The sequence below is a fragment of the Paraburkholderia sp. HD33-4 genome (assembly GCF_021390635.1).
Taxonomy (GTDB): Bacteria; Pseudomonadota; Gammaproteobacteria; order Burkholderiales; family Burkholderiaceae; genus Paraburkholderia.
In genome coordinates this window covers 3123972-3139986 of sequence record NZ_JAJEJS010000002.1, presented here as the reverse complement: position 1 = coordinate 3139986, position 16015 = coordinate 3123972, and the positions used below count along the sequence as shown (strand labels likewise).

Below are 16015 nucleotides of genomic sequence, written 5' to 3'. Positions count from 1 at the left end.
CCATGTGCGGCATCGTAGGCGTAGTTTCCCACTCCCCGGTCAACCAGCTGATCTATGACAGCCTGCTGCTGCTGCAGCATCGCGGTCAGGACGCCGCCGGCATCGCGACGGCGAACGGCAGCAATTTCCACATGCACAAGGCCAACGGCATGGTGCGCGACGTGTTCCGCACGCGCAACATGCGCAGCCTGCCGGGCACGACGGGCATCGGCCAGGTCCGTTACCCGACCGCCGGTTCGGCGTCGAGCGAAGAAGAAGCGCAGCCGTTCTACGTGAACGCGCCGTTCGGCATCATCCTCGCGCACAACGGCAACCTGACCAACTGGCAGCAGCTGAAAGATGAGATGTTCCGCATCGACCGGCGCCACGTGAACACCAATTCCGATACCGAAGTGATGCTGAACGTGCTCGCGCACGAGCTGCAACTGTCGAGTTCGGGGCTGCAGCTCGATCCGGCCGCTCTGTTCAAGGCGGTGTCGGGCGTGCATCGCCGGGTGCGCGGCTCGTACGCGATCGTTTCGCTGATCGCCGGCTACGGCCTGCTCGGTTTCCGCGACCCGTTCGGTATCCGGCCGCTGTGCCTCGGCAAGCAGGAAACGGCAGAGGGCGTCGAGTGGATGCTGGCGTCGGAGTCGGTGGCGATTGAAGGCATCGGCTTCGAATTCGTGCGCGACGTGCAGCCGGGCGAGGCGATTTTCATCGACGCCGAAGGCCAGTTGCATTCGCAGCAGTGCGCGACGTCCCCGAGCCTGAACCCCTGCATCTTCGAACTCGTGTATCTGGCGCGTCCGGATTCGGTGCTCGACGGCGTGCCGGTCTACAACGTGCGTCTGCGCATGGGCGACTACCTCGCCGAAAAGATCAGGCGCGAGCTGCCCGATGTCGCGATCGACGTGGTGATGCCGATTCCCGATTCGTCGCGCCCGGCCGCGATGCAGGTCGCGAAGAAGCTCGGCGTCGAGTATCGCGAGGGCTTCTTCAAGAACCGGTACGTGGGTCGTACCTTCATCATGCCGGGTCAGGCGGTGCGCAAGAAGTCGGTGCGCCAGAAGCTGAACGCGATGACCATCGAGTTCAAGGGCAAGAACGTGCTGATCGTCGACGACTCGATCGTGCGCGGCACGACGTCGCACGAAATCGTGCAGATGGCGCGCGATGCGGGCGCGAACAAGGTGATTTTCGCGTCGGCGGCGCCGCCGGTGAAATTCCCGAACGTCTACGGCATCGATATGCCGACGCGTGGCGAACTGGTCGCGCATGGCCGCTCGGACGAGGAAGTCGCGCGCATGATCGGCGCGGATCACCTCGTGTATCAGGACGTGGATGCGCTGAAGCAGGCGGTGCGCGATATCAATCCGGCGCTGAAGGAGTTCGAGGCTTCGTGCTTCGACGGCAACTACGTGACCGGCGACATCACGACCGAGTACCTCGACCGCATCGAAAGCGCGCGTCTCGCGCCGTCGTCGCAATCCGATCGCGATGCCGCGAGCGAAGCGATCGACGGTGGCGGCCCGGCGCGTTCGCAGCTGCATCTGCAACTGTCGGTCGGCTGAGCATTCACCACGACGCGAGCGTGCTAGCATGACTGCTTGCGTCGATTTGATCTCAGCTTGCGGACGCGGGGTGACCCGAAACAGCTAAAGCGCAGGGCGGAAAGCCGTCCTTGCTCCAGCCTCCCCGTACATGAAGCCCGCTTATGCCGACGCATAAGCGGGCTTTTTCGTTTCCGTAGTCACCGAAGCACCCACGAAAGCGTCGCCACCGAAACAGATACCGAACCTTGGAGACCAGAACCAACATGGACGACTCCCCGAACTTCGACTTCGATACGCTGGCCGTCCGCTCGGGCACCGCGCGCAGCGACTTCAACGAGCACTCGGAAGCGATCTTCCTGACCTCGAGCTTCGTGTTCGCGAGCGCCGCGGACGCCGCCGAGCGCTTCAAGAACTCCGAAGACTATTTCACGTACTCGCGCTTCTCGAACCCGACCGTCTCGATGTTCCAGGACCGTCTGGCCGCGCTCGAAGGCGGCGAGGCCTGTATCGCGACGGCGTCGGGCATGGCCGCGATCATGTCGGTCGTGATGTCGACGTTGCAGGCAGGCGATCATCTCGTCAGTTCGCGGGCGCTGTTCGGCTCGACGCTCGGCATGTTCTCGCAGATCTTCAGCAAGTTCGGCATCACGACCACGTTCGTCGATCCGACTGATTTGAACGCGTGGAGCGAAGCGGTGCGTCCCGAAACGAAGATGTTCTTCCTCGAAACGCCTTCCAACCCGCTGACGGAAGTGTCGGATATCGAAGCGATCGGCAAGATCGCGAGGGCCGCGAAGGCGCTGTTCGTCGTCGATAACTGCTTCTGCAGCCCGGCGTTGCAGCAGCCGCTGAAACTCGGCGCGGATGTCGTCATGCATTCGGCGACCAAGTTCCTCGACGGCCAGGGCCGCGTGCTCGGCGGCGCGCTGGTCGGTTCGAAGCAACTCATCATGGAAAAGGTGTTTCCGTTCGTGCGCAGCGCCGGGCCGACGCTGTCCGCGTTCAACGCGTGGGTGCTGTTGAAGGGCTTGGAAACGCTATCGCTGCGCGTCGAAAAGCAGTCAGCGAACGCGCTCGAAATCGCGCGCTGGCTCGAATCGCATCCGGCTGTCAATCGTGTGTTCTATCCGGGGCTCGAATCGCATCCGCAGCATGTGCTCGCGATGCGTCAGCAGAAATCGGGCGGCGCGATCCTGTCGTTCGAATTGAAGGGCGACACACCCGAGCAGATGCGCGCGAACGCATGGCGCGTGATCGACGGCACAAGGGTGTGCTCGATCACCGGCAATCTGGGCGACACGCGCACCACGATCACGCATCCGGCGACGACCACACACGGCCGTATCACGCCCGAAGCGCGCGCGGCGGTGGGCATCAGCGAAGGTTTGATCCGGCTTGCGGTGGGGCTTGAAAGCGCGGGCGATATCCGTGTGGATCTGCAGCGTGGGCTCGAAGGCTGATCGGCAGAGCCCGCGCGCACCCTCAGTGCCGCAACGCGCGCCACTGCCCCGGCGCCAGCCCAAAACGCCGCGTGAACGCGTGCGTGTAAGCGCTCTGATCGCCGAAGCCGATCTCGAGCGCGATATCGGTCAACGAAAGACGCTGATCAGCGAGCAGCGTGATCGACGTGTCGAGCCGCAGCCGCTGCAAATAGCGGTGCGGCGTCTCGCCGAACGCGTCGATGAACAGTTGATGAAAACGTCGCATGCCGAAGCCGCAGTGCGCGGCGAGGTCCGCGATCTTCAGCGGCTCGGACAGATGCGCGCGCAGCCAGCGGTCGATACGCGCGAAATCGAGCCGAACGCCTTCGCTGCGCGCACCGGCAAGTGCGCCGGAATCGGCGATGAGCGCGGCGCCCAGGCGTGCCGCGGCATCCCAATGGAAGCGGCGGTGATCGAAGGCGTTAGCTTGCGCTTCGCCCACGCCGCCTGTCGCGTGCGCGGCAATCGTGTGCACGAGCTGCGCGAGCGATGGATCGACAGCCACGGCTCGGGCGCGTTCGAACAGCCGCTCGGGCACCGCCAGCGACGCCGCCGGCAAATCGAGCACGAGCTGCCGGTTGGTGCCGACACCCGCGTAATCGTGCCGCGCGCCGGCCGGGATCAGCCATGCGGAGCCGGCGTCGATCTGCTGGGCGACGCCGTCCACCGCCATCACCATCGCGCCGTCGAGCCCGAGCACGACCTGGTGGAAGTCGTGCACGTCCGACGCTTCGATCGCGCCATAGCAGCGCAGCGAAACGTTAGGGGTGGCGACGGCGGCGTGGCTCAATGACCAGACTCAGGTGTAACTCAGACGGCGAGCAGTTCGACGTCGAACACGAGCGTCGCGTTCGGCGGAATCACGCCGCCCGCGCCGCGCACGCCGTAGCCGAGTTGCGGCGGAATGGTCAGCTTGCGCTTGCCGCCGACCTTCATGCCTTGCACGCCTTCGTCCCAACCCTTGATGACCATGCCGCCGCCCAGCACGAAGGCGAACGGGTCATTGCGGTCCTTGCTCGAATCGAACTTCTGGCCGTCGGTCAGCCAGCCCGTGTAGTGCACGGTCACGGTCTTGCCGGCCACGGCTTCGGCGCCGGTGCCTTCCACGAGGTCTTCGTACTTCAGGCCGGATTCGGTCGTCACAGTCGACATGCGTTGCTCCTCAGATCAAAACGTAAAACCGACATTGTAGGCGCGTTGACGCCGATCGCCGAGCCTTGCCCGGTTTCGCGTATGGCATGCGGATTGCGTCCCGGTTCGCGGTTCGGCTCGGGCTGGTCGGTCCGAACGGGATGCCTATAATGAGGCTTCGCCCCATCATCCAGCATTGCCTGAGAGGACTTGATCGTGACTACGTCACCCACCGGGACTGCTGGCGCCCAGCCGGCGTCGGCCGGCTTCGTCATCTCCGAACGCAGCGCGCTGCTGCGAGCCGAAACGGCGTTGTTCATGCGCGATCATGTGCTGTCGCTGGTGTCGCACGACCTGCGCGGTCCGTTGAATGCGATTCATAGCTGGGCGTACGTGCTCGAGCGCAAGCTCGACGCGAACGATGCCAACTCGCAGCGCGCGATCACCGGCATTCGCAGCGGCGTCGATCAGCAGGTGAAGCTGCTCGAGACGATCGTCGATGCGACGCGCGCCGAAACGAAATCGCTCGCGCTCACGTACGAACCCTTTCCGCTGCATCCGCTGCTCGACGAAACCGTCGAGGAAGTCCGCGCCGGCCTCGCCCGCGCGCGCGGCGTCGAAGTGCGGCTCGACTCGCAGATCGCCACCGAGCAACTGAACGGCGACCGTGCCCGCCTCGGCGCAGCGCTGTGGCTGATGCTGACGTTCGCCGCCGAAGCGAGCGCGCGCAGCGCCGAGGTCGCACTGGCGGCGCGCGCGGACAACGGCACCTGGCATGCGAGCGTCACGTACGAGCCGAACGACGCCGCGTTGAACGACGCCGCGCTGCCGCACGTGCTCGAAGCGTTCGCGCGCAAGCAGGCTGGCGAGCCGCGCGAGGCGAAGCGGATCGCGTGGGTGTTCGCGTTGTGCAAACGCGTCGCGGAGGCGCACGGCGGAAGCTTCGAGCAAAGCGATACGACGGAAGCCGGCGGCGTCACGGCAAACCCCGCCACGCTGGTGCTGCGCGTGCCGTTCAGCGCGGCGGCGCCGAAATGAGCGTCGCGCGCGAGTGCGTTGGCGCGCGATCGATATTTCATCGAGCTTTCAGTCTCTATACTGACAACTTTTGTTGCCGGAGCCCGTCGCTTTGATCCAGGTTGTCGCTCTTATCGGTGCAATGTTTCTGGTTGCACTCAACGGCTTTTTCGTCGCCGCCGAATTCGGTCTGGTCAAACTGAGGCAGACCCGCGTGCAAAGCCTCGCAACCCAGCATGGCATGCGCGGACGTCTGCTCGCGAAGGTGCATGGACAGCTCGACGCCTATCTGTCGGCGTGTCAGCTCGGCATCACGCTCGCGTCGCTCGGGCTCGGCTGGATCGGCGAGCCTGCGTTCGCACAACTGCTGACGCCGCTTTTCTCCGTGATCGGCGTCGAGTCCGAGCAGCTGATCCACGGCATTTCGCTGTTCTTCGCGTTTTCGTGTATCTCGTTCCTGCATATCGTGGTCGGCGAACTCGCGCCGAAGTCGCTCGCGATCCGCGAGGCGGAGAAGATTTCGCTGTGGGCCGCGACGCCGCTGTACTGTTTCTACTGGGTGATGTACCCGGCCATCTGGGTGCTCAACACCAGTGCGAACACGGTGCTGAAGGCCGCGGGGCTCGATAGCGAGCACGGCCACGACTCGCATTACTCGACCGAGGAACTCAAGCTGATCCTGCGCGGCCGCCGCGCGAACGTCGCGAGCGAACTCGGTTCGTCGACTGGTGCGTACAGCCAGGACGAATGGAACACGATCGCGCACTCGCTCGACTTCTCGCGCATGACCGTATCGGACCTGATGCGGCCGTCGCATGAAATGGTCTGCCTGCGGCGCGATCTGCCGCTGCGCGACAACATGCAGGTGGTCGCGCGGCATCGCTTCAGCCGCTATCCGCTGTTCGAGGACGCATCGGGCGAGCGCGTGGCCGGCATGATCCATCTGAAGGACCTGCTGCTCGCGCGCCAGGCGGGCAGCACGCTCGACGACCTGTCGCGTTACGTGCGCCCCGTGCAGTACGTGAAGCCGGAGATGCCGGCGCTCGAACTGTTCCGGCGCTTTCGCAAGGGCGCGCCGCACTTCGCGCTGGTCGGCCACAAGCACGCGAAGCCGATCGGCTTCCTGACGCTCGACAACCTGCTCGGCGCACTGGTCGGGCAGATCCACGACGAATTCCGTCAGGGCGACGCCGATTGGACCCGCATGGACGACGGCACGCTGATGGGCAAGGGCAGCTTGCCGGTGGTGTCGCTCGAACGCGCGCTAGGTATCGACATCGACGAAGGCAAGGCCGAATCCGTTGGCGGCCTCGTGATCCAGGCGCTCAACGATCTGCCGGGCGAAGGGCAACGCGTCGAGTTCGAAGACTTCGACGTCGTGGTCAAGAAGATGAAGGGACCGCGCATCGTGCTCGTGCGCGTGTATCCGAAGGTGTTCGACGACGAGGGCGGTTGAGGCCCGAGCCGACCCGAAGCCTCAACCCTTTCAGGCCGCCTCAGCTTCGAGGCACCCCATCCTCCACCAGCACCGCGACCGGCATCGTGGCGAGCGCATCGCGCAGATACAGCAGCCCGTGATCGTCGACCTTCGGCGCGGCGGGGCTCAGCCAGTCGAACAGCGCGCGCGCCGACAGGTCGGACGGCATTTCGATGGCCGTATCCGCCCATTGCGCCGGCTCGACGAGCGGTAGCTCGGCATCGCCGAGCAACCCCGCGGCCAACCGGCTGGCAATCACCACGGCCCACGCATTGCCATGCCGCCGCGCGAACGCGATCACACTCGACGCATGCGCGCCGCGCACCGTGAGCGGCAGATACGAGCTCTGACTCAGCAATTCCGGCAGATGCGCGCGCAATGCCAGCACGCGCTGGATCACTGCGAGCTTCACGCGACCGTCGCGCCAGTCGGCGAGAAATTCCGCCGGCGGCGTTTGCGTTTGCGGCAGCCACGCCTCGCGTTGCGCGAAATCGACGGGTCGCCGGTTGTCCGGATCGACGAGGCTGAAGTCCCACAGCTCGGTGCCTTGATAAAGATCAGGGATCCCAGGCGACGCGAGACGCAGCACCGTCTGCTGCAAACTGTTGAGCGCACCCGCGCGACCGATGCGCTCGACGAACGCCGACAACTCCTTCAGGAAGCCATCGCGCCGCTGCGGCGCGAGGATGCCGAACAGGAACTCGCGGCAGCCGGCTTCGTAGGCTTCGTCGGGCGCGAGCCAGCTGGTTTGCAGCTTCGCCTCGCGCAGCGCCTTCAACTGCCATTGCGCGACTCGCTCGGCCAACGCGTTGACGCCGGCTTCGTCGTCGGCGCGCAGTTGCGGCGGCCAGCAGCCCACCAGCGTCTGATACAGCATCGCCTCGGCGGCGGGGCCGGGAGCCCATGCGTCGCCCTTGTCCCGGCTCACGCTGCTGATCGGCGTGCCGTCGAGCGCGCGCCGCTGCGGCGCGTTCAACGTCGACCATGCCCGCAACGTCGCGCCCCACTCGTCGGCGATCTCGCTCAACACCGCGAGCCGCGCGCGCACGTCTTCCCCGCGCTTGTGATCATGTGTGGCGGTCGCGAGCATCGCATGCGGAAAACGTTGCGCGCGCTCGAGATTGCCCGCGTGAAACTGCTCCACCGATAGCGCGAACTCGCCCGGGTCCGAGCCGACTTCGTTGCGCGACAGCAGACGGCCGTAGCGATAGCACGCAGTGTCCTCGATCGCCTTGGCGGCGAGCGGCGCGGTCAGCTGCGAAAACAGCGTTTGCGCGCTGCGCCGCGACGACCCCGCATGCGGAGGCGGCCCGCCGCCTTGCGCCTGCTGCTGCGCCTGCGCGCCGGGCCGCGCGGGCGGCGGGTCTTCGGCGCTGCCGCCGAGCCACGCGCTCACGCGCTCGAGCGCCGCGTGGTCCGAGCGCGGCAGCGAAGCACGCGCGGCGTCGAGCGCCTGCTCGAAATAGACGTTGTCGGCGGCGCTGCGCAGGCCGCCCAGCGGATACATGCGGTACACGGGGAAATGCACGACCAGCTCGGTCAGCACGCGACGCAGCGACGTGTACGTGACGTCGCGCGTGTTCAGCGAATCGCGTGCGATCCGATGCAGCGCGCGCGCCGCGCGGTCCAGTTCCGCCGAAAGGTTTTCCGCGAGAATCTTGCGACGCGCCGCGTGCGCTTCATCGGCGAAGTGCGCGCTGCGGCCGGTGAGCTCGGCCCACGTGCCCGCGAGCGGTTCGGCGCCGGCCGGATCGTGCAGCAGCGCGCCGACGTCGCTCATGAAGTCGTAGCCGGTCGTACCGTCGACGGGCCAGTCGTCGCGCAACGGCTCGCCGCGGCCGAGGATCTTCTCCACCACCACGTACGGTGCGGTGTCGCGCAACTCGGTGAGCCGTTGGCGCAAACGCTGGCAGTATTCGCGCGGCTCGGCGAGCCCGTCGACGTGATCGATCCGCAAGCCGTCGACGAGCCCTTCGCGGTAGAGGCGAAAGATCAGCGCGTGCACCGCCTCGAACACCTCGGGCCGCTCGACGCGCACGCCCGCGAGCGTCGAGATGTCGAAGAAGCGCCGCCAGTTCACTTCGTCGGAGGCGGTGCGCCACCACGCGAGCCGGAAATGCTGCCGCTCGATCAGCCGATGCAGCCGGTCGCGCGTGACCGGATCTTCGGGCGCGTAAGTCTCCAGCACGAACTCGATCGCCGACTGGCCTTCGCGCGCGACGAACTCGCGCAGCGCGTCGCGCGCCTCCGCGGCGCGCGGCTGATCGGCGGGCTGCGTCGTGAGTCCCTGAAAGCGACTGGCGAGCGCGCTCAGATCGGCGCGGTTGGCGCCTTGCAGGATCGCCGCGTAATCGACCGGGCAGACCGGGAACACGTGCGGGCCGTAGCCGATATAAAAGCGTCCGCTGTCGGCCGCGAAATGCAGCCCGATGCGGGCCTCTGCCAGTTCTTCGCCGTACGACGCGCCGAGCGTCGGCAGCAGCACTTTGCCGCGCAGCGCGGGATCGGGCGAATGCCAGTCGACGTCGAAATGACGCGCATACGCGCTATGGCGGCCCCATTCGAGGATGTCGAGCCACCACGCGTTGCTCGAACCGCCGACGCCCATGTGATTCGGCACCACGTCGACGATGAGCCCCATGTCGTGCGCGCGCAGCTTGTCGACGAGGCGCTTCAGACCCGCCTCGCCGCCGTATTCGGCGCTGACCTGGGTGTAGTCGACGGTGTCGTAGCCGTGCAGCGAGCCGGGCTCGGCCGTGGTGATCGGCGACGCGTACAGGTGGCTGATGCCGAGCGCGGCGAAGTATTCGACCCGCCGCGCGGCGTCGTCGAACGTGAAGCCCCGATGGAACTGGAGGCGCAGCGTGGAGCGTGGAACGGTCATGGCGTGTCAGGCTCCGCGGAAGGGTTGGATGAAGGCGCGGCGGCGCGGCGCGCGCCGTCGACGGCCAGCAGGCGGTCGGTGAACACCGGGTCGTCGAACATCGCATCGACGGGCAGCGTCATGCGGCGGCGCCAGTTAGGATGTTCGTCGATCGAGCCCGGCAGGTTCGGCTGCTCGGCGAGCGCGAGCAGGTCTTCGAGCGGAAAGGTGACGAGCGGCCCGGGCGTCGCGGCGACGAACGCGAGCGCTTCGTCGACCGGCGCGTTGTCGGCGTCCGGCGGCGCGACGTCGGGCGCGGCCACGCCTGCTCGCTGGAACGCGAGCCACAAGTCGGCGCGTTGCTGCGCGCGCTCTTCGAGCGCCGCTTCCTCGGGGTCGCGGCCGTCGGCGCGCGCCATCGTTTGGCCGATGCGGTTGCGCCACATGATGTCGCTGCCGCGCCACCAGCCGGCGACGGTCGGCAGATCGTGCGTGGTCGTGGTGCCGACCGCGTAGCGGTCCCAATCGGCCGGCGCCTTGAAGCCGTTGCCGTCGGGCGCGCCTTCGAACCACAGCACGCGAATCCCTTCGATGCCGTGCTCGTCGAGCCGCTCGCGAAAACCGGGCGGCACGGTGCCGAGGTCCTCGCCGATCACGATCGCGCGATGCCGCCACGATTCGAGCGCAATCAGCCGCAGCAGGTCTTCGAGCGGATAGCGCAGATACGCGCCATTGCGCGCGCTCTCGCCTTCGGGCACCAGCCACAGACGCCGCAAGCCGAGAATGTGATCGATGCGGATGCCGCCGGCATGCGCGAACGCGGCGCGCAGCATGTCGATGAATGCGACGAAGCCTTGCGTGCGCATCGCGCGCGGCGAAAACGTAGTGAGTCCCCACGACTGGCCGGCCTGGTTGAAGAGGTCGGGTGGCGCGCCGACCGAGACGCCCCGCAGCATATCGTCCGGATAGGACCACGCGTGACTGCCGGCGCTGTCGCAACCCACCGCGAGATCGGCGATCAGGCCGATCGCCATGCCGGCTTCGCGCGCGGTGTGCTGCGCGTGCAACAAGCCGCGCGATGCCAGCCACTGCAGGAACAGATGAAAGTCGACCTCGTCGCGATGCGCAGCGGCGAATGCCTCGACTTCGGGACTGCGCGGGTCGCGCAACGCATCGGGCCAATTGCGCCAATGGCCGTCGCCGCCTTGCGCGAGCTGCGCGGCATGCAGCGCTTCGAAGCGCGCGTGATCTTCGAGCGCGCGCCCCGCGCGTTCGCAGAAGCCATGAAATTCGAGCGCGCGTGGCGAGTGCTGCGGGCGCTCGTTCGCGCTGAACTGCTCGTACAGCGCGCGCAATGCCGTGAGCTTCAGCGGTGTCGCGTGCGGCCAATCGATCAACGGCAGGTCCTCGTATTTCGATGCCGCATCGCCGGCCTGCGCCGATGCCGCTGCGCACGCGTCCGTGCCGAACACCGCGGCCGGATCGATATGCGTGACGTTGAGCCACAACCGCGACGACGGCGCATACGGGCTGAAGCGCTCGGGCTGCGCGCTGAACATTGCGTGCGTCGGACTGACCGCGAGCGCGTGCGCGCCGCGCTGAGCGCCGTGGCGTGCAAGCTGCGCGAGCGCCGTGTAATCGCCGATGCCGCCGTCGCCGGTGCGACGCAAGCCATACAGCTGCGCGGCGATGCCCCACAGTGGCGGCATGGGCGGCGCGGCTTCGCGTTCGCCTTCCCCGCCGTGCAGCGAGCGCCACGCGTCGGCGACGGTGTAGCAGCGCGGCGGCGCGACCGCGAGCGTCATGCGCTGGTCGTGGATCACGAGCGTGTGATAGCCGGCTTCGTCGATCGGCGCGAGCAGCGCTTCCTCACCTCTCGGCGCGGTGAAGCGGCCGTCGATGATCGCACCGCTCTCCAGCTCGATCCGGTAATGGCTGCCCGACTTCACCGGGGCCGCGGGCAGCGCGATGCCACGCCCGATCACCGCGGTCATCAGCGGCGGTAGCCGGCGGCCCGATAGTTCGGCCTCCAAAGCAGCGGCGCTGTGGCGGATATCCGTGGCATTGCCGCACGGCAGACCCATGCGTTCGAGCAGCGTGCCAAGGGTCTTTTCGGGCACGTGCTGCGTGTTGTGGTGCGCGTCCTGCCACTCCACCTCGAAGCCTGCGCGGGTAGCGAGCGCGGCGAGCCGGTCGTTGGGGCGTCGGGTCGTCACGCGCGCTGCTCCTCGTGCGATGCGATGCGCGCATCGTGGCGGCTCGCGAATTCGTTGATGTCGCCGGTCAGCCACGCGATGCACGCGTGCGCGGGCAGCACCCGCGCGTCGGCCTGCTCGCGCGCGCGCGGCGGCGTTTCGAAAATGATCTTGCCGTGGGGGATGTCGTCGAACGCGACGTTCTGCTGCGACAGATTCAGCGCGATCGACAGCGTCTCGCCATCGCCGAGTCTCCAGCGCGCGACCAGCGCGTTCGCGTCGCCGCCGCCGGCATCGCGCAGCACGGTCGCGCCGCACGCCTTCGTATGCTTCAGTCGCGGCGTGATCAGCTTCGCGCGCACCGCGAGCGCGGACTTGTAGTAATGCATCCAGTCGAGCCGATCCGGTGTCGGCTTCGCATCGGGCGCGGGCGGCGACGAGGCGGCGAAGGTTCCGGCGTCGTTCGGATCGGGAATCTGCGCGCGCCGCTGTTCGTCGCTGAACGCGGCGAAGCGCGCGAATTCACGGCGTCGCCCTTCGCGCACGGCGTCGGCGAGATCGCCGGTGTAATCGGTGAAAAACAGGAACGGTTGCGTCGAGCCGTGTTCCTCGTCCATGAACAGCAGCGGAATTTGCGGCGACAGCAACAGCAACGCGGTCGCGGCGCGCAGCGCGTCATCCGAGGTCAGCTTGCGCAGCCGCTCGCCGAACGCACGGTTGCCGATCTGATCATGATTCTGCAAAAACATCACGAACGACGTGGGCGGCAGATGCGCGCTCGCTTCGCCACGCGGCGCACCGTCGTGCAGCGGCGACGGCTCGCCCTGATACGCGAAGCCTTCGGACAGCACGCGCGCGAGCCGGCGAATCGGCTCGTTCGCATACGCGTGGTAATAGCCTTCGGTTTCGCCGGTCAGCAGCACGTGCAGCGTGTTGTGCGCATCGTCGTTCCATTGCGCGTCGAAGTGCGCGTCGAGCAGGCTCGCGCTGTTGTGCTCGTTTTCGAGCACCAGATGCACGTGGCGGCCATGCTGCACGCGCGCACGGATATGGTCCGACAGCTCGCGCAGCCACTCGGAATTGTCGATCGCATGCACCGCGTCGAAGCGCAGTCCGTCGAAGCGGTACTCGTTGATCCAGTAGACCGCGTTGTCGGTGAAGAAGTCGCTGACTTCGCTGCGCTCGAAGTCGATCGCGGGGCCCCACGGTGTGTTCACGCCTGCGCGGAAAAACGGCTCCGCATAAGTATGCAGATAATTGCCGTCCGGTCCGAAGTGGTTGTAGACGACGTCGAGAAACACCATCAGGCCGAGGCCGTGCGCGGCGTCGATCAGTGCCTTCAGCTCTTCGGGACGGCCGTATGCGGAGTCGGGCGCGTAAGGCAGCACGCCGTCGTAACCCCAGTTGTGACGACCGGGGAAGTCGTTCAGCGGCATCAGCTCGATTGCGGTGACGCCGAGCGCGGCGAGTGCGGGCAGGCGCTTTTGCACGCCCGCATAGCCGCCCATCGCACCGACGTGCAATTCGTACAGCACCGTTTCTTCCCAGGGCCGGCCGTGCCATTCGGTGTGTTCCCAATGGTAGGTGCGCGGGTCGATGACCTCGCTCGGGCCGTGCACGTCCTGTGGCTGGAAGCGCGAGGCTGGATCGGGCACCGTCTGCCCGTCGTCGAGCTGGTACCGATACAGCGTGCCCGCGCCGCTTTCCACGGTGATCTCGAACCAGCCGTTGCCGGTCGGCGCCATGTCGTGCACGCCTTGCGCGTGGCCGTTTTCGACGACCAATTGCACGCTTTTGCACGACGGTGCCCAGAAACGGAACCGCGTACGCGGCCGCGTGCCGCTCGCGCCGATCAACTGCGCGCTGAACGGCAGGCAGTGCGCGTGATGATGCGTGTGAGGATCAATCGGACTTTCAGACATGTCTTCACCATTCGATCTGCCAACGAGCCTGGATAGCAAGGCGCCGCGACGCAAGCAGGCATTGCGTCGCAACATTCTTGCCACCCCGGCTGCGTTGCGATTTGTCCACGCCAAAACTCTCTCGCCGCAGTGCTTCGATTATTGCGAACCATCGTCGTTTGCCGTCTGCGCGCCCGGATCGGGCGGCAGCGCGGTCAATAGCCGCGGCCCGTGCTGCGCGCCGGCCACCCAGCCGGCTTGCCAATCCGCTTCGCCGGTCGGCTGCGCGGCGAGTATCACGAGGCCGTGTGCGGCGACCTCGAGTTCGGTCGTTGCGAGCCGCTGCGGCGCGCGCTCCGGTTCGGCCGTGTCCAACAGCACATGCCATTCCAGGTGCGGCGCGGGAGGAGCGAACTGCAGCGCCTCCTCGTGTGCGTTGAGCATCAATAACAATACTTCGGTTTCGCCATTCAGGCCCGGCCCCGCGCGACGCAAAGTGAACGCGCGTCCCTCCGGGTCCTGCCACGCTTCGATCGTCAGCGGGTCGCCGTGTTCATCGAACCAGCCGACGTCGAACAGGCCGGGCAGCACTTCGCGGTCGCCGAACAGAAAGCGCGTTTCACGCAGCACCGGATGGCGCTTGCGCAGCGCGATTACGCGGGCGACGAACTCGGTCATGCGCTGGCCTTCCGGTGAATCCGCGAGGTCCCAATCGATCCACGATAGATCGTTATCCTGACAATACGCGTTGTTGTTGCCGCGCTGGGTGCGCAGCGCTTCGTCGCCGGCGAGCAGCATCGGCGTGCCGAGCGCGATCATCAGTGTCGCGATCAGCGAGCGCGACACGCGGCGGCGCGTCGCCAGAATCGCGGGGTCGTCGGTCGTGCCTTCGAGGCCCCAGTTGCGACTGCAATTCTCGTTGTGACCGTCGTTGTTGTCTTCCTGGTTGGCTTCGTTGTGCTTCTGCTCGTACGCGGTCACATCGGCCAATGTGTAGCCGTCGTGTGACGTAACGAAGTTGATCGAGGCCCATGGCTTGCGATGCCGCCGGTTGAACAGATCGGCCGAGCCGGTCAGGCGCGCGGCGAGGTCGGGCCGCAGGCCGGCGTCGCCGCGCCAGAAACGTCGCACGGTGTCACGGAAACGGTCGTTCCATTCGCTGAAGCCCGGCGGATGATTGCCTAGCTGATAGCCGCCAGGACCGATGTCCCATGGCTCGGAAATCAGCTTGCGCTGCGACAGCACCGGGTCCTGGCGCAACGCGTCGAACAGGCCCGCGCCCGGATCGAAGCCGTGGCTTTCGCGCCCGAGCGTCACGCCGAGATCGAAACGGAAGCCGTCGATATTGAACGCGGTCGACCAGTAACGCAGCGAATCCATCACCATCTGCATCACGCGCGGATGCGGCAGGTTGACCGTGTTGCCGCAGCCCGTGTCGTTGATGTGGTGACGCTCGTCGCCGGGAATCAGCCGGTAGTAGCTGGCGTTGTCGAGGCCGCGCCATGAGATGGTCGGACCCATCTCGTTGCTTTCGCAGGTGTGGTTGTAGACCACGTCGAGAATCACCTCGATGCCGGCCGCGTGCAGTTGCCGCACGGCGATGCGCATTTCGTCGAGCCGGTGCGTGCTCAGATAGGTCGGCTCCGGTGCGAAAAACGCGGCCGTGTTGTAGCCCCAGTAGTTGCGCAACCCGCGCTCCACGAGGAAGCGGTCGTTCAGAAACGCGTGCACGGGCAGCAGTTCGACCGCGGTCACGCCGAGCTTCAGCAGATGCTCGATGAACTCCGGCGACGCGAGTGCGGCGAACGTGCCGCGTTCGTGCTGGCGCAGATCAGAGCGCAGCATTGACGCGCCGCGCAAGTGCGTTTCGTAGATCACGGTCTCGCCCCACGGCACGTCGGGACGCCTGTCGTGCGACGAGTCGAACGCCTCGTCGATCACGACGCACTTCGGCATCGCGGGCGCGGAATCGCGCCGGTCGATCGAAAGGTCGGCGCGATTCGAATGCACGCGATAGCCGAACAGCGCGTCGGACCAGCGAAACTGTCCGACGAGCTTGCGCGCATACGGGTCGAGCAACAGCTTGTGCGGATTGAAGCGATGCCCGAAATGCGGCTGATACGGCCCATGCGCGCGAAAGCCGTACGCGGTGCCCGGATGCGCGTTCGGCAGATAGCCGTGCCAGATCTCGTCGGTGCATTCGGGCATCGTGAAGCGGCGGATTTCCTTGCGGCCGGTGGTATCGAACAGGCATAGCTCGATTTTCTGCGCGTTCGCCGAGAACACCGCGAAGTTGACCCCCAGCCCATCCCAACTCGCGCCGAGCGGATACGGCGAGCCGGGCAGCAACCGGTCGGGCAACGCATGCGACATGTTTTCCCTTTCCTGTTCTGATTGTCGAGCTAGAGACCGGGT

At 66.4% G+C, this 16015-nt stretch carries 10 protein-coding genes; 4 read left to right on the top strand and 6 right to left on the bottom strand.

Annotated elements, in window-relative coordinates:
• Positions 1–2 precede the first annotated feature (2 nt).
• Both purF and L0U84_RS34065 read left to right on the top strand, forming a co-directional pair.
• Positions 3–1553, top strand: coding sequence for an amidophosphoribosyltransferase (purF, locus tag L0U84_RS34070; protein ID WP_233856431.1), 1551 nt, complete (start codon positions 3–5; stop codon positions 1551–1553).
• A 245-nt stretch (positions 1554–1798) separates the two neighbouring features.
• Entirely contained in the window at positions 1799–2995 is a 1197-nt protein-coding gene (locus L0U84_RS34065; RefSeq protein ID WP_233856429.1) for an O-succinylhomoserine sulfhydrylase, read from the top strand.
• A gap of 22 nt (positions 2996–3017) precedes the next feature.
• Here the strand turns inward: L0U84_RS34065 and L0U84_RS34060 are convergent, their stop codons facing one another.
• Both L0U84_RS34060 and L0U84_RS34055 read right to left on the bottom strand, forming a co-directional pair.
• Entirely contained in the window at positions 3018–3806 is a 789-nt protein-coding gene (locus tag L0U84_RS34060) for an AraC family transcriptional regulator (protein ID WP_233856422.1), read from the bottom strand.
• Positions 3807–3826: 20 nt separating this feature from the next.
• Positions 3827–4168 (bottom strand): FKBP-type peptidyl-prolyl cis-trans isomerase, encoded by a 342-nt coding sequence (locus L0U84_RS34055; RefSeq protein ID WP_129961749.1) that lies wholly within the window; start codon positions 4166–4168, stop codon positions 3827–3829.
• Between the two features lie 195 nt (positions 4169–4363).
• Here L0U84_RS34055 and L0U84_RS34050 point away from each other — a divergent pair, with 195 nt between their 5' ends.
• The gene (locus L0U84_RS34050) at positions 4364–5185 is read left to right on the top strand and encodes a sensor histidine kinase (RefSeq protein ID WP_233856420.1); all 822 of its coding nucleotides are present in this window, start codon (positions 4364–4366) and stop codon (positions 5183–5185) included.
• A 91-nt stretch (positions 5186–5276) separates the two neighbouring features.
• Positions 5277–6620, top strand: coding sequence for a hemolysin family protein (locus L0U84_RS34045; protein ID WP_233856418.1), 1344 nt, complete (start codon positions 5277–5279; stop codon positions 6618–6620).
• 40 nt (positions 6621–6660) lie between these two features.
• Here the strand turns inward: L0U84_RS34045 and treY are convergent, their stop codons facing one another.
• The 4 genes from treY to glgX form a co-directional block, all read right to left on the bottom strand.
• Entirely contained in the window at positions 6661–9525 is a 2865-nt protein-coding gene (treY, locus tag L0U84_RS34040; protein ID WP_233856416.1) for a malto-oligosyltrehalose synthase, read from the bottom strand.
• Positions 9522–11720 carry a 4-alpha-glucanotransferase gene (malQ, locus tag L0U84_RS34035; protein WP_233856414.1) on the bottom strand — a complete coding sequence of 733 codons (2199 nt, stop codon included), beginning with the start codon at positions 11718–11720 and terminating at the stop codon, positions 9522–9524. Before malQ ends, treY begins: the two co-directional genes overlap by 4 nt.
• Complete coding sequence (gene treZ, locus L0U84_RS34030; protein ID WP_233856412.1) at positions 11717–13621, bottom strand: malto-oligosyltrehalose trehalohydrolase; 1905 nt, start codon at positions 13619–13621, stop codon at positions 11717–11719. The genes malQ and treZ overlap by 4 nt, the downstream gene beginning before the upstream one ends.
• 138 nt (positions 13622–13759) lie before the next feature.
• Positions 13760–15973 carry a glycogen debranching protein GlgX gene (glgX, locus tag L0U84_RS34025; protein ID WP_233856410.1) on the bottom strand — a complete coding sequence of 738 codons (2214 nt, stop codon included), beginning with the start codon at positions 15971–15973 and terminating at the stop codon, positions 13760–13762.
• Positions 15974–16015: the final 42 nt, after the last annotated feature.